Raw genomic sequence first — 23034 nt, 5'->3', positions numbered from 1 at the left:
AAAGTTATTATTTCAATCATATTTTATTTTGCTTTTTTTGCTTTTTTGGCCTTGGATTTAGCTTTAGGCTTGGCTTTTTTAACCGAAGTAATATTACGAGCCCCTTTGGCTTTAGCCGGTTTTTTAGCTGTTATTTTATTCACTTTACTTGGCTTTTTTCGTGAGCCTCTTTGATTATCATCCGCTAACACTAAATCAATTTTACGTGCTTCTAAATTAACGGTTGCCACTTTAACCGCTAACACATCTCCCATCCGATAACTGTTGCCCTGCTTGCCAATAAGCACCTGACGCTCTGCATCAAAATGATAGTAATCATTCTTTAAAGAAGAAATATGCACTAGGCCTTCAATATACAACTCGGTTAAGCGAACAAATAAACCAAACCCAGTCACTGTAGATACAACGCCGCTAAACTCAGTGCCAATATGATCTTGCATATATTCACACTTTAACCAATCGGCTACTTCGCGTGTTGCATCATCGGCACGCCGCTCAGTCATTGAACACTGCTCGCCTAAAGGAACTATTTCTTCTTCAGTATAATAACGGGCCCCTGTTACTTTTTGGCCCTGCTTAGCCAGTATCGATTTAATGCTGCGATGTAGCACTAAATCAGGATAGCGACGAATAGGCGAAGTAAAGTGAGCATAAGCTTCTAGTGCTAAGCCAAAGTGGCCTTTATTCTCGCCTTGATACACCGCTTGCTTCATTGACCGCAGCATAGTGGTTTCAATTAACTCACGATCCGGCCGCTCGCCTAAACTCGCTAATGCTTGCATTAATTCAAGCGGTGTTGGCTCTGCCGACAAATTCGCTTCAATACCTAGCTCGGCTAAGAAACGGCGGAAATTAGCAAAGCGATCTGTATCTGGACGCTCGTGCACCCTAAATAGAGCATGTGCTTGGTGTTTTTCAATAAAGCGCGCTGCGGCTACGTTGGCCATAATCATACATTCTTCAATAAGCTTGTGTGATTCAACCCGATGCACAGGCACTATTTGTTCTATTTTTCTATGGCTATTAAAAATAAATCGTGTTTCAACAGTATCAAATTCTAACGCACCACGTTCAGTACGCACTTGGGCAAGTTTAGTATATAGCTGTTGTAACGCCTCAATATTAGGCAGGTTCGCAGCATATTGCTGGCGCAGTTCCTCATCACCCTGAATGATTTTATGCACTCGGTTATAGGTTAACCTAGCGCTTGAATTCATCATGGCTTGATAAAACTGGTAGCTTTCTAGCTCACCATCAGCACTTATTTGCATATCGGCAACAAGGCATAACCTATCAACATGCGGGTTTAATGAACATAAACCATTAGATAATGCCTCAGGCAACATAGGTACAACATGATCAGGAAAGTAAACTGAATTACCGCGTTCTAATGCACTTTCATCTAAAGCGGTATTCGGTTGAACATAGGCACTCACATCAGCAATAGCGACATATAAACGCCAGCCGCCGTTAGGGTTAGCTTCAGCGTAGACGGCATCATCAAAGTCGCGCGCATCTTCACCATCGATGGTAATTAAGCCCAGTTGCGTTAAGTCAACCCGATCTTGTTTAGCCTGCTCAGAAACGGTATCGCCATACACCGCGACCTGCTCTAATACAGCATTAGAAAACTGGTGAGGAATTTGGTGGTTACGGATGGCCACCTCAATCTCCATGCCTGGCGCTAGATGCTCACCTAAGACTTCAGTTATCTTACCTATTGCATTAACCCGTTTTGATGGCCTGTTTGTCATCTCTACTAAGACAACTTGGCCATGCCTTGCCGCACCTTGTTCACCCTCTGGGATCACAATATCTTGGGTAATACGCGGATCTTCAGGCACAACCACCCCTAAGGCAAAGTCTTTAAAGTAACGACCAACAATAGGCTCTGCACGCGCTTCAAGGATACGCACTATGCGCGCTTCTATTTTATCTTTGCTTTTTATGGTTTGGGCTGTGGCTAATACTTTATCGCCAGGTAATAACCGACGCATTTCAAACTGCGGTAAAAACCAATCTGGCCCGCCTTGATCTAGCTTTAAAAAGCCAAAGCCATCACGATGGCCTAAAACGGTGCCTTTGACTAAATCCATATTATCCACTAAGCCATAACGGCGGTTGCGGGTATAGATTAGCTGACCATCACGCTCCATCGCGCGCAGTCGTTTTTTTAAAGCGAATATTGCATCATCGTCAACTAAACCTAGCTCTTGAACTAATTCATCAAAATAAGCTGGCTCATCCCGTTTTTCGATATGTTGCAAAATAAATTCACGGCTAGGAATGGGGTTCTCGTATTTTTCCTGCTCACGCGCAAGATGCGGATCATTTACCGTCATTAAGTTATCTTTGTCTTCCTAAAATTATAATAAGTGTAACAGTGATACGCGGTTTTGCGTATCACTTCATTTAATAGGTCGCTTAGCCCTTGCTACTACTGCCTCTGGCATTTTTCTGGCTAAATCGGCTAAGGTTTGTTGTATTTGTTTATGTTGTTGCGGATTTGCTGTTACCGCATGATGTAACCAGCGATAACTTTGCTCAAAATCAACGGGACTTCCTTGGCCTGAGACTAGCAGCTTACCTAAGCGTAGCTGAGCGTTTAAATTACCTAAGGCCGAGGCTTCTCGTAAATAAATAATGGCTTTATCTATATCAGGTTGAACAAAACGACCAATATGATAATAGCGCCCTACTTGCTCTAACCCTTCGGGTAAGCCTTGGGCTGCTGATTGCAGCATTAAATCCCAGCCTCGTTCAACATTGCGCGGCACACAGACTGCGTACGCCAACATATCACCATAAAGATATTGATAAGCTGGCAGTTGCATTATATCAGCGCGCGCTTCTATGTCTTTCACTAACTGACAGTCATCTTTACGCACGCGCTGTAAGTGGCTATTAGTTCGAATTAAGCTTAATAGCTCATCTTGAGAATATAGTTGTATGGCTTCTAACTCTTGGCTAGAAACCATAAAGGGAGCTAACAACAAAGCAAATATGCCAACAAAATAGGTTTTCTTCATAACATGGTCTCTAAACACTCATACTCTCTGTTATCGGCCAATTGCAATAATTCTAAAGTTCCTATGTTGCTGTACTGCAAATGTTGCTTTAAAGTTAAAGCTTAGCCTTAACGCTCATTAGCAAATTGAGCTGCTAAGCCTAATTTAGCGGGCTGCCTTTGCATGCTATCGGTACTGAAGCTAGTCATTTTCTCTGCAAAAGCTTGACCAACATTACTACATTGATTATGCCTTACATAATAAAAAGCTTCGGCCAGTAAAGGATCATCTGTTGCGCCCCAATCACCTGTAATGCTATCGCTAACATAGCAATTAGGATTTAAACCATCAAAATAATCACCTTGGTCTAAGGCATTAACCGTCTGAAAGTTAATCGCCATTAACACATAATTACCTATTCGATCAGGCATCATGCCAACAGGTTTGCCGCAGGTAGTTTCACCAATTTGTACCACTTCAATAAAGGGGCTTAAAGAATTAATTACTAGCTCGCTTGCTGAGCAACTAGCCTCTGTTGTTAAAATGATAACCCGATCTAAGTTTAATGTTGTTTGTCCTGCCCCAAGTGAGAACAACGTTGTAGTGTTTTTATGCCAGTTTTTATCGTTATATTGATACTTAACAAAGGTTTTATTGGTAACTTTGTTAGCTGCTATTTGCGCACTTAATTGATTAGCCACACGGATAAGACCACCACCGTTATAGCGTAAATCAAGTATCAGTTCATTAACACCTTGAGCTGAAAAATCAGCAAAAGCCGCCTCTAATTCTGTCTCTGAAAGCTCTATAAAGGCATTAAAAACTAAATAGCCTAACCGTTTAGAATCATCATCTACCACAGAGCGATGCAAAACGGTATTAGTGCTAACTTGGTCTTTTATAAAGTCTGATGTTAGCTGCTCTCCATTAGGCTTGCGCCAAACAAAATTCCTAACTACCCCAGCTTCATTTGGCCCATAAATATCATCCTCTGTCACTAAGCCTGTATCTAACTTTTTTAGCCAATCGGCTACACTTACCCCTTCAATTTCTATAATTTTATCGCCGCGACGTAAGCCATTTTGTGCCGCAGAACCTGCATCATAAACATAAGCAACTTGTAAAGCCGTATCATTGTCAATTCGCATTGCAGAAAAGCCATAACCAAAAAATGTTGCATTAATAAATCGATCTTCGTATTCCTGCCCAGTCATTATAAAACTAAAGCGATCTTGTGGTGCCGCTACAGCAGCTAGCATGGTTTGAGGAGAGTTATAATCTGCAGCGTTTATGCTACTAGGTAAATCACCATACCAAAGGTAATCTTGCTGTAAGGCTTTAAAAACCTGAGCATTTATCTCAAGTTCATTATTGCTATCGCTACTACCACAGCTTGTGAGCGTTAGAAGCATTACAAATAATGATAATATCCGCACGATGTTTCCCTTTTCGTTTGTATTAACAATAGCATATCTTTATAAAACAAAAACGCTACCAAAAGGTAGCGTTTTTTATTTACTTTAAAGCAACAGCTTTAGGCTTCATAAGGGTGACGCAATACAATAGTCTCGTTACGATCTGGCCCGGTTGAAATAATATCAACTGGCACACCTGTTAATTGCTCTAAACGTGCAATATAAGTCCTAGCTGCCTCAGGAAGTTTTTCTAATTGCTGTACGCCATAAGTGTTTTCAGTCCAGCCCGGTAACTCTTCGTATACCGGTGTCACTATATCGTAGCCTTCCGCTGCTAATGGTGGGATATCACTTATATTACCCTCAGCATCTTTATAACCAATACAGATTTTTATGCTATCTAAACCATCTAGAACATCTAGCTTAGTTAAGCAAAAACCGGAAATACTATTAAGTTGGACAGCACGCTTAACCGCGACAGCATCAAACCAGCCGGTACGACGCTTACGTCCAGTTGTAGCACCAAATTCGTGCCCTTTCACACCTAAGTGCTCACCGGCTGTGCAAGTTAACTCAGTTGGGAATGGACCTTCACCAACGCGAGTTGTATAAGCTTTAACAATACCTAGAATATAGTCAAGATGACGCGGACCAAAACCGGTTCCTGTTGCCACGCCACCCGCAGTGGTGTTAGACGAGGTAACATAAGGATAAGTGCCGTGGTCAATATCGAGTAAAGTACCTTGAGCGCCTTCAAACATAATTTCTTTACCGGCTAAACGCGCGCGGTCTAGTAAATCAGTTACATCAACAATCAATGGCTTTAAGATTTCAGCAATAGCCAAGGCATCATCTAAGGTTTTTTGATAATCAACCGCATCCACTTTATAAAACTGAGTTAAAGTAAAGTTATGTAACTCCATTACTTCTTTCAATTTTTTAGCAAATAAGGTTGGATTAAACAAATCACCTACTCTTAAACCGCGACGCGCTACTTTATCTTCATAAGCAGGGCCTATACCGCGGCCAGTAGTACCTATAGGCTTATCACCCCTAGCAAGCTCACGCGCCTTATCCAGCTCAACATGAAATGGCAGGATCAAAGGACATGCTTCGCTAAGTAATAGCCGTTCTTTAACCGGAACACCGCGCTTCTCTAGCATCGTCATTTCAGTTAAAAAAGCCTCTGGCGACAGCACAACACCGTTACCAATCACGCATTTAACGTTTTCACGTAAAATACCTGATGGAATCAAATGTAATACAGTTTTCTCACCGTCAATAACTAAAGTATGCCCAGCATTATGACCGCCTTGATAGCGAACCACATAGCTAGCTTTATCAGTTAGTAAATCAACGATTTTACCTTTTCCTTCGTCACCCCATTGGGTGCCGAGCACTACAACGTTTTTGGCCATGGTTCCTACATCATGGAAAAAATTAGGCGAGAATTCTACCAAATCGTTTGCTAAGTTTCAGCCATCTAGATAAAAAAAAGCCGTATATTTAGCAAGTCTCTAATATATATCAGAATTTAGCTAGTTTCTTTCAGGCAAGATAAATCATAATCTGCACTATCATGGTATAAACCAAAGCCAAATCTGAGTCGCTCGCCCCGATAATCAGTTTCGATTCCAGCACGTTTTAACTGTGAGGCTAACTCTGCGGCTTCAGATGCATTAGCTAACTTAAAGGTTAAAAAGTGGCCATGATGGTTTAAATCATGCATAAGCAAGCTGCTAGAATTAAGTTTTGCATGTTGTACGATTTCCAATTTATCTAAGAAAACCTGCTGTAGTTTTTGCACATATTGATGACTACGGCCAACAGTGATACCTTGTTGTTTAAATAGCCGCAAAACTGCATTTAGCCTATACAACGCGGTAAAGTCCATGGTTGAACCGGCAAACCTAAAGCCGTCTTCGCTATATAAGGTTGTTGCCGTTTTCTCTGCAGCTAAGGTGCCAAACTCGGCAAACCAGCCTGTATAAAGCGGCCTATGCTCACTCCCTAAGGGTACAGCCATAAAACAGCAACCTTCACCGGCTTGGGCATATTTATAACTACCTGCAACATAAAAGATCCGCTCAGATACAGTTGATAAATCTGTTGGCAATGCCATAAAACCGTGATAGCCATCAATAACAATCATCGCTTTGCTTTGTTCTGCTAATTGCTGGACAAATTGAGTGAGGTCGCTAATAGCATAGCCGGAGTTAAAAAATACTTGGCTAACAAAAATAATATCGTAATCTTGATTGCTAGCCGCTTGAATAAAGCGTTGTTCAAAGGTAGAAAAAGGCTCAGTAGCAAGGCTATCTAACTGAACATTATCGTATTCAGCTAAACGCTTTACCTGGCGGCTAAAGCTATGAAATTCACTATCCGTGCTTAAAATACGTAAGGGTTTTCGCAAGTCAAAGCAACTTATTAAGCGCATCACCAGCTCATGGGTATTAGGGGCAAAAACAATTTGCTCAGGATGAGGAAGCTGTAAAATATCGGCGATTAACTGTTGGGTTTCTGGCACTTTTTCGCTAAAAATATAGCGCCATTTATCATCAACCAAACGGGCGCTATCATCCCAATACTCCAGCATAGCGTCTCGAGTAACATCAGGCCAGTAGTGATGAGAATGGCAGGCAAAGTGTTGCTTACCTTTGTTTGCAGTTAAAAAGCCTTGATAGAATTGTTTGTACATACTGTCACCCTTTATCCTTGCTATAAAAAAGGCCCTTGCGGGCCTTTTTTACTTATAAGATTAGTTGTTAATTTTGCACCTTATCTGATTTCATATATTTAAAGAAATCATTATCAGGCTGGACAACTAATATATCATCTTTGCTATTAAAGCTATTACGATAGGCTTCCATACTACGAACGAAAGAAAAGAACTCCGCGTTCTTATTATAGGCATCAGCATAAACTTTTGCTGCTAATGCATCACCTTCACCACGTACAGTACGCGAGTTACGCTCGGCATCAGCTACCATAACAGTTACTCTAGCATCAACATCCGCTTTAATAACTTCAGCCTTCTCACGACCTTTAGAGCGGTGTTCACGCGCAACCGCGTGACGCTCAGCTTCCATTCGAGCAAAGATAGAGCTACTTACTTCATTAGGTAAATTAATCTGCTTAACTCTTACGTCAACCACAGCTATACCTAGCTCTTTAGCGGCTTCACCCGCTTGTTGTAAAGCGCGTTCCATTAATTCAGTACGTTCGCCAGAAACAATCTCTTGAATGGTACGCGCACCAAACTCAGTCCGTAAACCGTTATTAATATACTGCTTTAATAAGACTTCTGCTTGCGCAGTATTGCCACCGGTTGATAAGAAATATGCTGCGAAATCTTTAATCCGCCATTTCACATAACTATCAACTAGTAAGTCTTTTTTCTCGGCAGTAACAAAACGATCGGCTGCGTCATCTAAAGTTTGGATCCGAGCATCAAGTTTACGTACAGATTCAATAAATGGTATTTTTAAATGCAGGCCTGGCTCATAAACAACAACTTGCTGCTGGGCATCACGTTGAATTTTACCAAACTGAATTACAATACCGCGCTGGCCTTCTGGCACAACAAACAGAGCAGAAATTAAGATAAAAGCTGCTACCGCAATTATGGCTACTAATAAGTTTTTCATCATTTACCCCCGGCCACTACTGCGTGTTGATGTACTGCGTATTGGATCTCTACGATCTTTTGCCGCTTGGCTATCTGAACGACTACGCGCTGGTATTACTGGCATACCACTAGTAGAGTCCGCATCTCGAGTTGTAGAAGATGACGAATTAATCATCTTATCAAGCGGTAAGTACATAATATTATTACCGTTTTCAACATCAACCATGACTTTAGACGTATTACTATAAACATATTCCATTGTTTCTAAATACATACGATCACGTGTTACTTTAGGTGCCGCCATATATTCTGGCAATAGCTTTTCAAAGCGAGCAACCTCACCTTGTGCTTTTAATACAATTTGTTGTTTATAAGCGTCAGCTTCTTGCATAATACGGTTAACTTGACCGCGAGCTCTAGGCTCTATTTCTAAGGCATAAGCTTCAGCTTCTTTAATAAAGCGCTCTTGGTCTTCTTGCGCTTTTATTGCATCATCAAAGGCATCACGCACTTCTTCAGGTGGTCTTGCATCACGGAAGTTTACATCAACTATCGCTAAACCTAATTTATAAGGTTCAATAATAGATTCTAGTTCTTGACGGGTATCTTGTCTCACAACTTCACGACCACGCGTTAGTACATCATCCATAATTGAATGGCCAATAACATAACGCAAGGCTGCATCTGTTGCTTCATGTAAACTACGATCGGCATCGACTACTGAGAATTTATAATCTCTAGCATTAAATACCCGATACTGAACTTCAAATGTTACCCTAACTAAGTTCTGATCTTGCGTTAGCATAAAACCATCAGTACGTAATGAGCGTACACTAGTAATATCTACCGGGATAACCTTATCAATAAAGGTTGGGTTCCAATGTATACCAGGTTCAACTTCGCTGTGATATTGACCAAAGCGAAGTACAACACCACGCTCAGATTCTTTAATGGTATAAAAACCACTTAGTGCCCACACAACTGCTGCCACAACAACAATTAAAATTAACGCCGCAAATGCGCCGCCTGAGTTATTATTAGACGACTTGCCGCCGCCGAATATTCCGCCAAACTTTTTACCAAAGTTGCGAAACACTTCATCTAAATCTGGTGGGCCCTGGTCACGACCGTCTTGTTTCCAAGGATCGTTTTTTTTACCATTGTTACCCGGCTCATTCCAAGCCATGCTGTACTCCGTTAAAGTTACTCGTTAAGGGTTAATGTATCAAAAATCTGTTGTGCTGACGACATAGTTTTCTATTTCGCCGTTACTTTGCTTTAACCAACGCTGCCAAACGGCATTCGCTATGCTCAAAGTTAGATGGCAATTGCCTGCATCATCAAAACTTTCCTGTTCAACACTATGCTGCTCATGACAACGTGCTCGCCATGCTGCATGCTCAGGTGGTAAAACTAATTTTACATCAATATGTTTCTGCGATAATAACTGGGCTATTGCCTGAATAAGTAAATCTATACCTTGTCCGGTATGTGCAGAAACATAGACCGCTTCGGGTAAGTTGTATTCATTATACTCAATTCGTGGCGCTTGATTTAGCAAGTCTATCTTATTATAAACCGTCAATTGACTAATTTGGTCAGCGCCAATTTCTTCTAGCACCTTAGATACTTGCTGCATATTGTCGGTTTTACGAGGATCGGCAGCGTCAACTATATGTAATTGCAAATCTGCTTCACGGGTTTCTTGTAACGTCGATTTAAATGCAGCCACTAGATTATGTGGCAAGTGACGGATAAAGCCAACTGTATCGGCTAAGACCACACCGCCCACGATAGGCAAACTAAGCTGGCGTAATGTCGGATCTAAGGTTGCAAATAACTGATCTGCGGCGTAAACCTCAGAATCGGTCATCCGATTAAATAGACTAGATTTACCGGCATTCGTATAACCCACTAATGAAATAACCGGTGTCGCCGCTTTTTGTCTTGCCCTTCGGCTTTGCTCGCGTTGCGTGGTCAATTTAGCCAATTTAGCCTGTAAGGCAGTAACTCGCACTTTTAATAAACGACGATCAGTTTCTAGCTGCGCTTCACCAGGACCGCGCATACCGATGCCGCCCTTTTGCCGATCTAAGCCATCCCAGCCGCGAACTAGCCGTGAAGCTAAGTGCTGCAACTGTGCCAACTCCACTTGTAGCTTACCTTCGTATGTGCGAGCACGCTGGGCAAAGATGTCTAAGATAAGTGTGGTTCGGTCTATGACTCTGGTTTGACATAAACGCTCTAGATTACGAGTTTGGGCAGGCGTTAACGCATGATTAAATATCACAAGATTTGCTTGGGTTTGCTCAACCACTTGCGCTATTTCAGCAGCCTTACCTGATCCGACAAAATGTTTAGTATCCGGTGCGCTGCGATTGGTTGTAATTATTTCTAAGGTTTGCACACCAGCTGAAGACACTAAGAGCTGTAGCTCTGTTAAGTCTTCGCTGTTATGCTGCTGCGGGAAATTTACATGGACAAGGATCGCTTGTTCCAGACTAAGGTTAATATCAGACAAGCGAATAACTCCTAATAATTATTCTAAATCCTCATCGTCATTTTGCGAAACACCTTGATGCATAGCAGTATTCACTGCACGTGCAGGTACAACTGTTGAAATGGCATGCTTATAAACCATTTGGCTGACCGTGTTTTTTAACAAAATAACAAATTGATCAAATGACTCTATTTGACCTTGCAATTTAATACCATTCACTAAATAAATTGCAACAGGGATCCGCTCTCTTCTTAAAGTATTTAAAAATGGATCTTGTAATGATTGGCCCTTTGCCATGTGCCGTATTCCTTTTATTATTAGTATGTCATATATTGGTATGAGTTTATTTAATTCAAGCTGTCAAAATAATAAATGTTATTTAATTCAATTACAGTTTAGTCTAGCCTTGATAACACTGCTTGAATATTTGCAGCCATTTCTTGCTCGCTTGAAAGCCGATACAGATTTTGCCAACCTCTTAACCAAGTCAATTGCCGCTTAGCTAATTGTCGAGTTGCCGCTATACCCCGCTCTTTCATTTCTATTTCAGTACAATCACCGTTTAAGTATTGCCACATCTGACGATAGCCCACACAGCGCATAGAGGGTAAATCAAGATGCAAATCACCTCGCTGCATCAGACCTTTTACCTCATCGGCAAAACCTTCTACTAGCATCTGCTCAAATCTAAGCGCTATTCGTTGATGTAATATGGCCCGATCAGAAGGTGCAATAGCAAATTGGTGTACAGAAAAAGGTAAAGGTTCCCCTTTATTTGCAGTTAATTCTGTCATAGTACGCCCGGTGAGACGATAAACCTCTAGCGCACGATTAATGCGTTGTGGATCATTAGCATGGATACGGGCACCGGCTACAGGATCAATTTGCGATAACTCGCTGTGCAACTGCTGCCAGCCTTTTTCTGCGGCTTCCTGTTCTAATTGCTGGCGAACCTCAGCATTTGCTTCTGGTAAAGGCGATATGCCTTCTAGTAAGGCTTTAAAATACAACATGGTTCCACCCACAAGCAGCGGAATATTACCTCGATGTTGTATTTCTGAAATCAGCTTTAGCGCATCTTGGCGAAAATCTGCCGCTGAATAAGATTGGGCTGGGTCTAAAATATCTATTAAAAAATGTGGTGCCTTGGCTAATTCAGCCGGCGTTGGTTTTGCAGTACCAATATCCATACCACGATAAACCAATGCGCTATCAACACTAATTAATTCGACCGGTAAATGTTGGCATAACTCAGTCGCCAAAGCGGTTTTACCTGACGCTGTTGGACCCATTAAAAAGATGACACTATTTTGTTTTGTCGTCATGTATTTATAATCATATTTCTGACTTAGCTAATAGAGCTAAACTAGCTTGCAATTGCAACGGGACTGCACACCATAACTCTGGTGTATTTAACTGGGTTTTAAAGTAGTCTAGCAGTACTGAGCTATCTACCCAATTAGCATTTAGTAGTATAGACAACAGTTTATAACTTAACGATTTTTGCAGTGATTCGTTATCAGTAGTAGTTTCTTGTTCATCTTCGGCTAATTGCTGGATAAAATTGGGTAGCCACTGGCTGATATTAGTATGCCTAAGCCATAGGGGGACTGCTTTGACAATAAATACATTGTCAGCAATCATAGTATCAAAGTGTAATTGTTTAATTTCTTCTGCATGTTTTGTTAGCACACTAACTTGCTCTTTGCTTAGCGTAAAACGCAATGGCAGCAATAAATTACCTGGCTTAGTTGTTAGTAATAATGCGCTATCACTTAGGGTTTTTACTAAGTCTATAACAAAAATTTGGCCTTGATGTTGCTGTAACCAATATCTATTCTCGGCCACCATAGGGCTAAGGACTTTCGTTGTAGCAACATCTGTTGCAGCTGCATTAGCTGCAACCTCTGCAGTCGTTGTTAAATACTGCTGTTGTTGGCTTAACTGACTAATGCTAGGCCGCGCTTTAGCGTAGGTTGCCATGCCTGATGTGGCACCTTTACCTGATGCATTTTTGCTTTCAGAGCGATACGTTACAACTTTGGCTGTGGCTGGTTCATACGCTTGCCTTAGCGGAGTTGCAATAGCCGTTTTATAAGTCGACGGCTGCCCCTCAGATAGTGCCGGCGCTACTGGCAGTGGCTCATTAGCATCAAACACTGCTGCTTGGGGCTCCATCTGGGCTAAAGCATCGGCTAGCGCTGAGACAACAAAATCATGAATTAAGCGCGATTGATGAAAACGCACTTCATGCTTAGCTGGGTGAACATTAACATCAACTTCTCGTGGATCAAGCTCGATATAAAGTACAAAGGCCGGTGTGTTATCGTCAGTTAAACGCTCGCCATAGGCTTGCCTTATGGCGTGATTTAACAATTTATCACGCATCATGCGGCCATTAACATAGCTATACTGACAATTTATTTGTGGCTTACATGCACTTGGCTGAAGTATCCAACCCCAAAGTTTTATACCCTGATAGATATTTTCTATTTCAGCGGCTTGCTCCGCAAAGGGCTTGCCGCATAAAGCGGCAACGCGTTGCTGGCGTTGTTCGGCTGTTAAAGCGGGTTTTAAATGGCGCACCCGTTGGCCATTATGAGTTAATAACCAGCCAACATCGTAACGACTTAACGCTAAGCGCTTAATTAGCTCATCAATATGGCCAAATTCAGTTTTATCCGTTCGCAGAAACTTTCGCCGCGCTGGCGTATTAAAAAATAAATCAACAACTTCAATACTCGTGCCAACGGGATGAGCTGCTGGGCGAATATCGACTTGCATATCTCGCCCTGTAGCACTAGCCTGCCATGCTGCTGATTGTTGCTTTGTACGAGAAGTTAATGTAAGGCGAGAAACAGAACTGATACTGGCTAAAGCCTCACCACGAAAACCCAGGCTACTTATGGCTTCTAAATCATCAAGATCAGTAATTTTACTCGTCGCATGCCGACTAAGTGCTAACACTAATTCATGCTCGGCAATACCACTGCCGTTATCACGAACCCGAATTAACTTACTGCCGCCTTTTTCTATATCAATCTCGATCTGTAACGCGCCAGCATCTAAGCTATTTTCAACCAACTCTTTAACAACTGATGCCGGCCGCTCTACAACTTCACCGGCAGCAATTTGGTTGGCTAACTGCGGTGACAAGATTTGAATTGACATGATTATGGGATCCGCAACACCTGACCAACACGAATACTATCACTACTTAACTGATTATGCTGGCGTAAATCAGCTATAGATACATTGTACCGCTGAGCCAGAACAGAAAGCGACTCGCCTGGATTCACTTTATGTTGCCGCGCACGATTTTGAGCAAATAAAGAGTCTGCCGGTGGTGACTGTTCGAAGTAACGTTTAACAGCAGTAAACATAGCTTTAGCTAACTTGTTTTGATGCGATGATGTTCGCAATAACTTTTCTTCTTGAGGATTAGAAATAAATCCCACTTCGACTAAAATAGACGGTATATCAGGCGCCTTTAATACCCCTAAACTGGCGGCTTGAGGTTTAGATTTATGCAAATAGGCCACTTTATCTAACTCTTGCAATACTTGCTGTGCTACTTGATGAGCTGTAGTCATAGAGTGGTTCATCGATAAATCTAGCACGGTTTGCGCCAAATAACGTTCATTAGCCGAGTCTTTAATTATTTCAGCTACACCGCCTAATAACTCAGAGTGTCGCTCTGTTTGCTCTAACATTCGGCCCACTTCAGTTGTTGCCCGTCTTAACGACAACACCCACACTGAAGCTCCTCTTGGTTGCGGCGAAGTAAAGGCATCAGCATGGATAGAGATCAGCAAATCCGCTTGTTGCCCTCTTGCTATTTCAGTTCGTCTATTAACATGAATATAATAATCATTGGTACGAACTAGCATGGCTTTCATACCTTGCTGTTGATTAATCAAGTCCATTAGACGCTTAGCTAAAGGCAAAGTGATATGTTTTTCATAATAACCGCTTGGTCCGATAGAACCTGGATCTTCACCACCATGGCCGGCATCTATAGCAATAATAATATCTCGCGCGGCACGAATTGATGGTGGCGGTAGCGGTTGCTCAGTCACATCATTTGGCAAATCAATGACTAAACGATGACCATAAGGCGCTGTTGGCGGTAAGGTGAACACATTAGCTTTCGTGCTTTTAAGTAAATCTAGCACAATACGCATACTGTTCTTATCACCGCTACTACGAATAGCTTTAATTAAATCTGACTCACCATTAATATTTGGCAGCTCACTGCCACCGCTAGTATTATTTAAATCAATAACTAAGCGATCGGGTTTATCTAAACTAAAGCTGTTGTGATCGGCCGCTTCTTTTAAATCAAACACCACGCGAGTGTTATCAGGCGATGGCCAGATCCGGATCCCTTGCACTTGATTAGCAGCTAATAGCGGTTGCATTACACCAAGGCAGCAAACAGCTAAGAGTACATTTAAGATTTTATTATTTTTTTTCATGGTTTTTAGCATCATTTAGTGCATTTATAATAGCTTTACCAGCCGGTGTCCCTGCGCGTATTTCTATCCGTCGTTGCTGTTCAACATAACTTAAGTGTATGTCGAGATCGGCTTGAGGTAAACAACCCTCCCCGCGTTCGGGCCACTCAATTAAACATAAGCTATCTTGGCGAAAATAATCACGAATACCCATAAACTCTAATTCTTCAGAATCAGTCAGCCGATATAAGTCAAAATGATAAATAGCTAATTCAGGCAATTGATAAGGTTCAACCAGGGTATAAGTTGGGCTTTTAACATTACCCTTATGACCTAAGGCTTGAAGTACTCCGCGGCTAAATGTGGTTTTACCCGCACCTAAAGGGCCCTGCAAAAAGAGCGTCTGGCCACCAGCAACATAGTGAGCTAACTGCGCTGCACATTGCAGCGTGGCTTGTTCATTTTCTAATTCAGCGTAAAATACGGCCACGACTGATACTCTCAATTATTGTTAATAACTTGGCTATGTTAACAAATTTATTGCCAGTGCAGCCAGTAAAACCGGCGCTTAGCTCTGACGGCTTTATTTAACAGAAGTTCCACCTTAAGACATCGACATGTTAGCATTAGCCATTAAACTCACTTTTTATCATTTTTGGCCTTAACAATGGACATTGATTACCAACAATTAGCGCAACAAATTAAGCAATGGGCGAAAGAGCTTGGCTTTGCTGATTTAGGTATTACTGATGTTGATTTATCTAGTGCTGAGCCGCATTTGCAGCGCTGGTTAGATGCTGGCTATCATGGTGAAATGGGCTATATGGCTAGCCACGGTATGATGCGTGCTAGACCCGCAGAGCTTCACCCTGGCACCTTAAGAGTGTTAAGTGTTAGGTTAAATTATCTACCCAAAGCCGCGGCTTTTGCCACTAACTTGGCTGATCCTAACTTGGCTTATATTAGCCGCTATGCCTTAGGTCGTGATTATCATAAGTTAATGCGCAACAGGTTGAAGCAATTAGGCGAAAAAATAAAACAGCAGGTCTCGGCCTTAGGTTTTAGACCCTTTGTTGACTCAGCTCCCATTTTAGAGCGACCTTTAGCACAAAAAGCGGGCTTAGGTTGGATTGGCAAACACAGTTTATTGCTAAATTCTGACCAAGGCTCGTGGTTTTTCTTAGGTGAGCTATTAGTTGATATTCCTCTACCCATTGATACGCCGCACCCAGGCGACTGCGGCAGCTGCGTTGCCTGTATCACCAGCTGTCCAACCGGTGCTATTGTTGCCCCTTATGTTGTTGATGCCAGACGTTGTATATCTTATTTAACCATTGAGCTCAAAGGCGCTATTCCTGAGGAATTTCGCAGCTTAATGGGAAATCGTATCTATGGCTGTGATGACTGCCAATTAGTCTGCCCAGAGAATAGGCAAGCTCCGCTTAGCCAAGAAAACGACTTTCAACGCCGAGAGCAATGGCAAGATCAATCCTTGCTGGCATTATTTGCTTGGTCAGAACAACAGTTTTTATCTAATACCGAAGGTAGCGCAATACGCCGTATCGGCTTTGAGCGTTGGCAACGCAACTTAGCCGTAGCTTTAGGTAACGCGCCTTATAGTGAAGAGATCATTAAGGCCCTACAACAAAAACTTAATGATACAACTGAGCTGGTAGCTGAGCATATTCAATGGGCCCTAAGCCAACAAAAACGTCAGGGTTGGCAACAAGCTTCAATATTGCCAAGGCAAACTGCCCGCTTAGTACGCATTATCGAAAAAGGTTTGCCTCGAGACGCTTAAACTTTGCCTCTTTTTGAGCTTTTCGTTGCTGTGCTGCGGCTAATATTTGTTGTTTTTGTTGTTCACTCGCAGCAGCCCAACCTGTAATTTCAGATAACAGCCGCCCACAGCCAAGACAGCAATCTTGATTATCTAAGCAACAATTTCTAACACAGGGTGAAGCCATCATAAATCACCTATTACTTAACCTGCATAGTCCCGGTTTGCTCTAAACGCTGATGCCACGATAAGGCTTCAGCTAAAATGTGTGGCGTATGGCCACCTTTAGCACAAGCTCTATTATAATAGTCTAATAACGCCTCACGGTAACTCGGGTGCACGCAATGATTAATAACTTGTATCGCCCGCTCTCTTGGCGCTAAACCTCTTAGGTCAGCTAAGCCTTGCTCTGTTACTAAAATATCGACATCATGTTCAGTATGATCAACATGACTAACCATAGGCACAACACTCGAAATACTGCCTGCTTTTGCTATAGACTTAGTAACAAAAATGGCTAAATGTGCATTACGAGCAAAATCACCCGAGCCCCCTATGCCATTCATCATTTTAGTGCCACATACATGAGTAGAGTTAATATTACCGTATAAGTCAAATTCCAAAGCGGTGTTAATGGCGATAATGCCTAGTCGGCGAACTAACTCTGGGTGATTAGAAACCTCTTGTGGTCTAAGCACTAGCTTTTGCTTATATTTTTCTAAATTACCAAATACCGCTTTGTTGCGTCGTTCTGATAAGGTAATAGAGCTACCTGAGGCAAAATCTAATTTACCGGCATCAATTAAGTCAAAAGTAGAATCTTGTAACACCTCTGAATACATTGTTAGATGCTCAAACGATGATTTAAGCAAACCAGACATCACAGCATTAGCAATATTGCCAATACCGGCTTGTAATGGCCCTAAATTTTTCGGCAAACGACCATCAATAACTTCTTGCTCTAAAAAAGCCACTAAGTGATTAGCAATCGCTTGGGTATCAGCATCAGGCTCAGTCACCGTTGAGGGTGAATCTGACTTATTGGTAAAAACGATAGCGACTATTTTTGCCGGATCAATTGCAATGGCTGTACTGCCAATGCGATCATCGGCTTTCACTAAAGGAAGCGAAGTACGAGTTGGCCGGTAGCTTGGGATATAAATATCATGCAAGCCTTCTAAGTTAGGGTTTTGCCCTGTGTTAATTTCAATAATGACTTTTTTAGCAAAGATAGCAAAGCTCGCGGAATTGCCCACTGAGGTAGTGGGCACTATATGGCCTTGTTCAGTTATTGCTACCGCTTCTATTATCGCAATATCGGGTAGGCGCAATTGATGATTCCGTAATTGTTCTACGGTTTCAGATAAGTGCTGATCAATAAACATCACTTGGCCACTATTAATAGCTTGGCGCAAGGTGCTATCTACTTGAAACGGCATTCTACGTGCTAACATGCCGGCTTCTGTCATCTGCTTATCTAAATCATTACCTAAAGACGCTCCGGTCATTAAGCTAATTTTCATTGGCGTTGTTAAGGCTTTTATTGCCAGCGCTTGGGGCACGGCTTTGGCTTCGCCAGCACGAGTAAAGCCACTCATACCCACTGTCATACCATCTTCAATAATGTCTGCAGCTTGTTCAGCGGACATTACTTTATTATGCAAAGACGCAAGACGGATCCGTTCTAAAGACATGATTTATTTTCTCAAGGCTACAAAAAGTAAATCATTCTATTTAGAAAATACCTAGCTGACTAGCAAACCTAGACTTAAGTCTAATAAGGAATACGCAACAATTTAGCCAGAAGATGATGCAGATGATTAAAAACAAAAAAAGCCGCTAAAAAGCGGCTTTTTTTGTGAATTTGGAGCGAGTAACGAGATTCGAACTCGTGACCTCGACCTTGGCAAGGTAGCGCTCTACCAACTGAGCTATACTCGCATCGAACAATGTAATTCGTAATTACGTGTTGATGGCGCGCATTTTACAAAACTGGTTTACTAATGCAAGTGTTTTTTTAAGGTAATTTAAAAAAGTGCTGCTTATAGACTATTAATTCAGCAATTGACTCGCGAATATCATCTAAAGCTAAATGAGTACCTGATTTTTTAACTAAAGCTGACACTTGTGGGTTCCAACGTTTAGCTAATTCTTTAATGGTACTCACATCTAAGTTTCTATAATGAAAAAATGCTTCTAATGTTGGCGCGTACTCGGCTAAAAAGCGACGATCTTGGCCAATACTATTACCACACATAGGGGATTTACCCGCATCTATATAGTCTTGTAGAAAAGCAATTGTCTGCTGCTCAGCTTCAGCTAATGTTACTGTGCTGGTGCGACAGCGTTCAGTTAGACCACTTTTTCCATGCTGTTCAATACACCAAGGATTCATGTTATCCAGTACCTGATCAGTTTGCTTAATGGCAAAAACCGGCCCTTCAGCTAAAATATTCAATTGGCTATCTGTTACAATAGTGGCAATTTCTAAAATAACATCGGTTTTAGGCTCTAGTCCTGTCATTTCAAGATCTAGCCAAATTAAATTCGTATCATTTTTACTCATTACAGGCCCCTATTAGCGTTGTCTCTTTGTTCATACACAGAATACAGGTATCATACACGGCCAGAGCTTATTATTGATAGTTAACTTTCGCCTTTTAAACTGCCCGAGTGAATATAACCACGTGACGAAAAAGAAACATTTAACTCAACGCCAAAAACAGCGGATCGCCGATAATGCCGATAAACGCTTACGCCAGCATAAAAACAAAATGGTCGAAAGTGTTGATGACGCGGCTTTTTCTGCACCTGAAACTGGATTAATTATCAGCCGGTTTGGTCAGCATGCAGACGTTGAAGCAAGCGATGGTCAAATTGTTCGCTGCAATATGCGCCGTTCTGTTTCTTCTCTTGTTACAGGCGATTTTGTTATTTGGCGTCGTGCTTTACAACCTACCGGCAGTATTGATGGCGTTATAGATGCCGTTGAACCCCGCGCTTCAGTTTTATTACGGCCCGATTTTTATGATGGCTTAAAACCTGTCGCTGCCAATATTGATTTAATGATTATAGTTTCTGCTATTTTACCTGCGCTTTCATTAAATATTATAGATCGCTATTTAGTCGCCGCTGAGATGACAGCGATAAAACCTCTGCTAGTGATTAATAAAATTGATTTGCTAAATACACAAGAGCAACAAGCCCTTGCTGAAAAACTCGCACTTTATAAAAATCTTGGATATAACTTTTTAATGGTAAGCGCCCAAACGCAACAAGACATGGCCGAACTGCTCAGTTATATTCAAAGTGGTACCAGTATTTTTGTCGGCCAATCTGGAGTCGGCAAGTCTTCTTTAATGAATAGCCTAATGCCAGGGCTGGCAGTGCAAACTCAAGATGTTTCAGCGAACTCTGGTCTTGGTCAGCATACAACAACCGTTTCACGTTTATATCATTTAGCTGAAGGGGGTAACCTAATTGACTCGCCTGGTATTCGTGAGTTTGCCCTTTGGCATTTAAGCGAAGAAGAGGTTACCCGCGGTTTTAGTGAATTTATTCCGTGGCTTGGCCGTTGTAAGTTTCGCGACTGCAAACATATCACTGACCCGGGCTGTGCCATACAACATGCCGTTGAAATTGGCGAGATCAGCACCGAGCGTTATGATAGCTACTTAAAAATTCTAGCCAGTATGGCACAAGACAAACCTAATCATTTCTAACTTTTATTGAGTGTTATATGGATAATTTAAAAATATCTTTGCAATATTTGCTGCCTAAGCATTTAGTATCACGGTTAATTGGCAAACTAGCTGCGGCTAAATTAGGCTGGTTTAGTCATTTTCTAATTAACCGCTTTATTAAAGCCTATAACATCAATATGCAAGAAGCGAAATATGAGCAAGCCAAAGACTATGCTAGTTTCAATGAGTTTTTTACTCGTCCGTTAAAAGACGGTATTCGACCGCTTGCCACCGATGAAAACATTATTGCTCATCCAGTCGATGGCTGTATTAGTCAGCTTGGCCCTATTGTTGATGGCCAACTGGTGCAGGCTAAAAACCATAACTATACATTGCAAAGTTTATTAGGTGGCGATAGCCACGATGCCCTGCCTTTTATCGGGGGCGATTTTGCGACTATTTATCTAGCACCTAAAGACTATCATCGTATTCATATGCCCATTGCTGGCACCTTACGCCAAATGATTTACATCCCCGGCGACTTATTTTCGGTTAATCCTTTAACTGCCGCCAATGTGCCAGATTTATTTGCCCGAAATGAGCGTGTTGTTACCATTTTTGATACTGAGCTCGGTCCTATGGCACTGGTATTAGTAGGTGCAACTATTGTTGCCAGCATTGAAACGGTCTGGGCTGGCACTGTAACGCCTCCAGCTGGGAAACATATCTTTCGTTGGTCTTACCCTGCTCATGGAAAAACAGCCATTAAACTTGAAAAAGGCCAAGAAATGGGCCGCTTTAAGTTAGGTTCAACCGTTGTTTTAGCCTTCGCTGCAGATAAGCTGCAATTCTTACCAGATCAAGAAGCCGGCACGGTAACTCGAATGGGCGCACCTTTTGCCAGCCGCATTGCAGCTCAGCAACCCGATGAGCTAAGTTAATAATGCAAATTATTGCCCATCGTGGTGCCAGTGGGGAGTTTCCAGAAAACACCTTGCTGGCAATTAAACACGCCATACAGCAAGAAGCCGATGCAATAGAAATTGATGTTTTTGCAGTTGATGAGCAGCTCGTTGTTATTCATGATCATCATCTTGAGCGAACTACAAACGGTAGGGGCAGTATTTACCAATATAGCCTAGACCAATTGCAACAATTAGACGCCGGTCTTGGTCAGTCTATCCCAACTCTGTGGCAAGTATTAACCTTAATTCAGCCAAGCAATCTGTGGCTTAATATAGAATTAAAAGGTGCTAATACCGTACAGCCTCTCATTCGTTTACTTAAACAGGCCGAGCTAGAGCTTAACTTTAATTGTAATCGGCTACTGGTATCCTCTTTTAATCATCATTTATTAACAGAGTTAGCGCAGTTCAGACCGGATATTAAACTTGGCGCGTTAACCGCAAACTTACCGCTTGGGTATGCGGCCTTTGCCAGTGAGTTTAACGCTTACGCGCTACATTGTGATATTAGTTTTATTGACCAAGCCTTTGTTGCAGATGCCAAAGCACGCAACTTAAAAGTCTATGTATACACGGTAGATAAAATAGATGACATCAAGAGAATGAAGCAGTATGGCGTAGATGGCATATTTACTAACTATCCAGCCAGAAGCCGCCAGCGAGTAATATAAGAGACGGGTTAACTTACAATAATCGCAGCTAACAACTGCGATTATTTATCATCTTCACAACTAACGCACTGACTACATAAGCGCATATTCATTAAATGCGCTAATACCACTAAAGCAGCACCAATGATTAATATGACATGCTCATACTCTGCACCCCAAGCTGCCTTTTGCCAGTAGATAAACCCACCCAAAAATAATGAATAAAATGGGTACAGTTTACGATGATAACGATGAAAACCAATGAATAAGGTAATAAAACCTAACACCATGGTTGTTAGCAACACAATATGCTCAAACGCATGATTATGCATAGCACTTAAACCAAATAAAGGTAAAACCGGTAATAATACAGGCAGCATAATGCAGTGGATTGCACATAACGAAGTTATGGTAATGCCGACTTTATCAAATAAGCTACGGAAACTGGCTAACACGGTATGAGTCTCACCCTAATAATGAAGAAACGATATATTATAACAAATCAATTAGGATGGGAATGGCCTAGCTAAAATATTTTCATTGCAGCTAAAGACAGCTGAAGCTTACTAAGAAATATGGCATAATAATAACAACTTTTTGCACAATAATATTGATAGGCAGTAGTGATGGATACGTTATTAAATCAACTTGATGACAACTTAAAAGAGTTGTATCGCAAAACAGTAGACGCCGATGCACTGCTAGACCAATTACAACAACAAGGCCAAGCTAAGCATCAACGTATTTTTGCTGACAATACCGTTTTCCAAGCTAGCAGCAACCGCTTTATGCCCTATCTTGCTGAAACAGCAGAACAAATTTCAGCAATACGCTTAAGTCAACAGTTTAACACCGCTACGTTACAGCGTGTAGTTAAGCAATTACAGCTATTGCATAAAACCTTAGCCGACTTTCGCATTGCTACTAAAGCCAGTTAAACTGGCT

Annotated in this window: 22 protein-coding genes and 1 tRNA gene; 5 read left to right on the top strand and 18 right to left on the bottom strand. The window is 41.7% G+C overall.

Features of this window, described 5'->3' with window-relative positions; translation table 11 throughout:
* Positions 1 to 23 precede the first annotated feature (23 nt).
* The 13 genes from rnr to tsaE form a co-directional block, all read right to left on the bottom strand.
* Positions 24 to 2342, bottom strand: coding sequence for a ribonuclease R (gene rnr, locus ACRCA4_RS05895; protein ID WP_433185515.1), 2319 nt, complete (start codon positions 2340 to 2342; stop codon positions 24 to 26).
* Between the two features lie 66 nt (positions 2343 to 2408).
* Entirely contained in the window at positions 2409 to 3029 is a 621-nt protein-coding gene (locus ACRCA4_RS05890; protein ID WP_433185511.1) for a tetratricopeptide repeat protein, read from the bottom strand.
* Between the two features lie 107 nt (positions 3030 to 3136).
* Positions 3137 to 4444, bottom strand: coding sequence for a S41 family peptidase (locus tag ACRCA4_RS05885; RefSeq protein WP_433185508.1), 1308 nt, complete (start codon positions 4442 to 4444; stop codon positions 3137 to 3139).
* 98 nt (positions 4445 to 4542) lie between these two features.
* Positions 4543 to 5841, bottom strand: coding sequence for an adenylosuccinate synthase (locus ACRCA4_RS05880; RefSeq protein WP_433185505.1), 1299 nt, complete (start codon positions 5839 to 5841; stop codon positions 4543 to 4545).
* Positions 5842 to 5957: 116 nt separating this feature from the next.
* Entirely contained in the window at positions 5958 to 7124 is a 1167-nt protein-coding gene (locus ACRCA4_RS05875) for an aminotransferase class V-fold PLP-dependent enzyme (protein WP_433185502.1), read from the bottom strand.
* Between the two features lie 67 nt (positions 7125 to 7191).
* Complete coding sequence (hflC, locus tag ACRCA4_RS05870) at positions 7192 to 8073, bottom strand: protease modulator HflC (RefSeq protein ID WP_433185500.1); 882 nt, start codon at positions 8071 to 8073, stop codon at positions 7192 to 7194.
* A 3-nt stretch (positions 8074 to 8076) separates the two neighbouring features.
* A complete protein-coding gene (hflK, locus tag ACRCA4_RS05865; protein WP_433185497.1) occupies positions 8077 to 9240 on the bottom strand; it encodes an FtsH protease activity modulator HflK in 1164 nt (387 codons plus the stop codon).
* A 39-nt stretch (positions 9241 to 9279) separates the two neighbouring features.
* Positions 9280 to 10575 (bottom strand): ribosome rescue GTPase HflX, encoded by a 1296-nt coding sequence (gene hflX, locus ACRCA4_RS05860; RefSeq protein WP_433185495.1) that lies wholly within the window; start codon positions 10573 to 10575, stop codon positions 9280 to 9282.
* An 18-nt stretch (positions 10576 to 10593) separates the two neighbouring features.
* The gene (gene hfq / locus ACRCA4_RS05855) at positions 10594 to 10851 is read right to left on the bottom strand and encodes an RNA chaperone Hfq (RefSeq protein WP_433185492.1); all 258 of its coding nucleotides are present in this window, start codon (positions 10849 to 10851) and stop codon (positions 10594 to 10596) included.
* 98 nt (positions 10852 to 10949) lie between these two features.
* Positions 10950 to 11879, bottom strand: a complete 930-nt coding sequence (gene miaA, locus ACRCA4_RS05850) for a tRNA (adenosine(37)-N6)-dimethylallyltransferase MiaA (RefSeq protein ID WP_433185489.1) — start codon at positions 11877 to 11879, stop codon at positions 10950 to 10952.
* A 10-nt stretch (positions 11880 to 11889) separates the two neighbouring features.
* On the bottom strand, positions 11890 to 13725 hold the full coding sequence (mutL, locus tag ACRCA4_RS05845; RefSeq protein WP_433185487.1) for a DNA mismatch repair endonuclease MutL: 1836 nt from the start codon (positions 13723 to 13725) through the stop codon (positions 11890 to 11892).
* A gap of 2 nt (positions 13726 to 13727) precedes the next feature.
* Entirely contained in the window at positions 13728 to 15032 is a 1305-nt protein-coding gene (locus ACRCA4_RS05840; protein WP_433185484.1) for an N-acetylmuramoyl-L-alanine amidase, read from the bottom strand.
* The gene (tsaE, locus tag ACRCA4_RS05835) at positions 15019 to 15501 is read right to left on the bottom strand and encodes a tRNA (adenosine(37)-N6)-threonylcarbamoyltransferase complex ATPase subunit type 1 TsaE (protein WP_433185481.1); all 483 of its coding nucleotides are present in this window, start codon (positions 15499 to 15501) and stop codon (positions 15019 to 15021) included. Before tsaE ends, ACRCA4_RS05840 begins: the two co-directional genes overlap by 14 nt.
* Positions 15502 to 15678: 177 nt before the next feature.
* Here tsaE and queG point away from each other — a divergent pair, with 177 nt between their 5' ends.
* Entirely contained in the window at positions 15679 to 16812 is a 1134-nt protein-coding gene (gene queG / locus ACRCA4_RS05830; RefSeq protein WP_433185478.1) for a tRNA epoxyqueuosine(34) reductase QueG, read from the top strand.
* Here the strand turns inward: queG and ACRCA4_RS05825 are convergent.
* From ACRCA4_RS05825 to orn, 4 genes are all read right to left on the bottom strand, one after another.
* Positions 16781 to 16978 (bottom strand): DUF1289 domain-containing protein, encoded by a 198-nt coding sequence (locus ACRCA4_RS05825; protein WP_433186006.1) that lies wholly within the window; start codon positions 16976 to 16978, stop codon positions 16781 to 16783. The two genes, queG and ACRCA4_RS05825, sit on opposite strands and share 32 nt — an antisense overlap.
* A gap of 13 nt (positions 16979 to 16991) precedes the next feature.
* Positions 16992 to 18485, bottom strand: a complete 1494-nt coding sequence (locus ACRCA4_RS05820; protein WP_433185476.1) for an acetyl-CoA hydrolase/transferase family protein — start codon at positions 18483 to 18485, stop codon at positions 16992 to 16994.
* A 171-nt stretch (positions 18486 to 18656) separates the two neighbouring features.
* A tRNA-Gly gene (locus tag ACRCA4_RS05815) sits at positions 18657 to 18732 on the bottom strand.
* A gap of 76 nt (positions 18733 to 18808) precedes the next feature.
* The gene (orn, locus tag ACRCA4_RS05810) at positions 18809 to 19357 is read right to left on the bottom strand and encodes an oligoribonuclease (RefSeq protein WP_433185474.1); all 549 of its coding nucleotides are present in this window, start codon (positions 19355 to 19357) and stop codon (positions 18809 to 18811) included.
* A 121-nt stretch (positions 19358 to 19478) separates the two neighbouring features.
* Between orn and rsgA the strand changes: the two genes are divergently transcribed.
* Genes rsgA through ACRCA4_RS05795 form a run of 3 tightly spaced genes read left to right on the top strand, consistent with a single transcriptional unit; the run spans position 19479 to position 22110 of the window.
* A complete protein-coding gene (gene rsgA, locus ACRCA4_RS05805; RefSeq protein WP_433185471.1) occupies positions 19479 to 20513 on the top strand; it encodes a small ribosomal subunit biogenesis GTPase RsgA in 1035 nt (344 codons plus the stop codon).
* Between the two features lie 17 nt (positions 20514 to 20530).
* Positions 20531 to 21415 carry an archaetidylserine decarboxylase gene (gene asd / locus ACRCA4_RS05800; protein WP_433185468.1) on the top strand — a complete coding sequence of 295 codons (885 nt, stop codon included), beginning with the start codon at positions 20531 to 20533 and terminating at the stop codon, positions 21413 to 21415.
* A 2-nt stretch (positions 21416 to 21417) separates the two neighbouring features.
* The gene (locus tag ACRCA4_RS05795) at positions 21418 to 22110 is read left to right on the top strand and encodes a glycerophosphodiester phosphodiesterase (protein WP_433185465.1); all 693 of its coding nucleotides are present in this window, start codon (positions 21418 to 21420) and stop codon (positions 22108 to 22110) included.
* Positions 22111 to 22151: 41 nt separating this feature from the next.
* Here ACRCA4_RS05795 and ACRCA4_RS05790 read toward each other — a convergent pair whose 3' ends face one another.
* The gene (locus ACRCA4_RS05790) at positions 22152 to 22544 is read right to left on the bottom strand and encodes a MerC domain-containing protein (RefSeq protein WP_433185462.1); all 393 of its coding nucleotides are present in this window, start codon (positions 22542 to 22544) and stop codon (positions 22152 to 22154) included.
* 171 nt (positions 22545 to 22715) lie between these two features.
* On the opposite strand from ACRCA4_RS05790, the gene ACRCA4_RS05785 reads away from it, so the two are divergent.
* On the top strand, positions 22716 to 23027 hold the full coding sequence (locus ACRCA4_RS05785; protein ID WP_433185459.1) for a prephenate dehydrogenase: 312 nt from the start codon (positions 22716 to 22718) through the stop codon (positions 23025 to 23027).
* Positions 23028 to 23034: the final 7 nt, after the last annotated feature.

Origin of the sequence: Rheinheimera sp. WS51 (assembly GCF_050936095.1) — a bacterium.
GTDB lineage: Bacteria > Pseudomonadota > Gammaproteobacteria > Enterobacterales > Alteromonadaceae > Alishewanella.
This window is presented reverse-complemented; position numbering and strand designations above follow the sequence as displayed.

Coding starts and splice junctions, on each gene's coding strand:
- asd (WP_433185468.1), top strand. CDS start 20,531: ATGGATAATTTAAAAATATCTTTGCAATATTTGCTGCCTAAGCATTTA.
- mutL (WP_433185487.1), bottom strand. CDS start 13,725: ATGTCAATTCAAATCTTGTCACCGCAGTTAGCCAACCAAATTGCTGCC.
- hflK (WP_433185497.1), bottom strand. CDS start 9,240: ATGGCTTGGAATGAGCCGGGTAACAATGGTAAAAAAAACGATCCTTGG.
- ACRCA4_RS05820 (WP_433185476.1), bottom strand. CDS start 18,485: ATGTCTTTAGAACGGATCCGTCTTGCGTCTTTGCATAATAAAGTAATG.
- hflC (WP_433185500.1), bottom strand. CDS start 8,073: ATGAAAAACTTATTAGTAGCCATAATTGCGGTAGCAGCTTTTATCTTA.
- queG (WP_433185478.1), top strand. CDS start 15,679: ATGGACATTGATTACCAACAATTAGCGCAACAAATTAAGCAATGGGCG.
- ACRCA4_RS05890 (WP_433185511.1), bottom strand. CDS start 3,029: ATGAAGAAAACCTATTTTGTTGGCATATTTGCTTTGTTGTTAGCTCCC.
- ACRCA4_RS05880 (WP_433185505.1), bottom strand. CDS start 5,841: ATGGCCAAAAACGTTGTAGTGCTCGGCACCCAATGGGGTGACGAAGGA.
- hfq (WP_433185492.1), bottom strand. CDS start 10,851: ATGGCAAAGGGCCAATCATTACAAGATCCATTTTTAAATACTTTAAGA.
- orn (WP_433185474.1), bottom strand. CDS start 19,357: ATGAGTAAAAATGATACGAATTTAATTTGGCTAGATCTTGAAATGACA.
- ACRCA4_RS05825 (WP_433186006.1), bottom strand. CDS start 16,978: ATGGCTTCACCCTGTGTTAGAAATTGTTGCTTAGATAATCAAGATTGC.
- ACRCA4_RS05795 (WP_433185465.1), top strand. CDS start 21,418: ATGCAAATTATTGCCCATCGTGGTGCCAGTGGGGAGTTTCCAGAAAAC.
- rnr (WP_433185515.1), bottom strand. CDS start 2,342: ATGACGGTAAATGATCCGCATCTTGCGCGTGAGCAGGAAAAATACGAG.
- ACRCA4_RS05875 (WP_433185502.1), bottom strand. CDS start 7,124: ATGTACAAACAATTCTATCAAGGCTTTTTAACTGCAAACAAAGGTAAG.
- ACRCA4_RS05785 (WP_433185459.1), top strand. CDS start 22,716: ATGGATACGTTATTAAATCAACTTGATGACAACTTAAAAGAGTTGTAT.
- ACRCA4_RS05840 (WP_433185484.1), bottom strand. CDS start 15,032: ATGAAAAAAAATAATAAAATCTTAAATGTACTCTTAGCTGTTTGCTGC.
- miaA (WP_433185489.1), bottom strand. CDS start 11,879: ATGACGACAAAACAAAATAGTGTCATCTTTTTAATGGGTCCAACAGCG.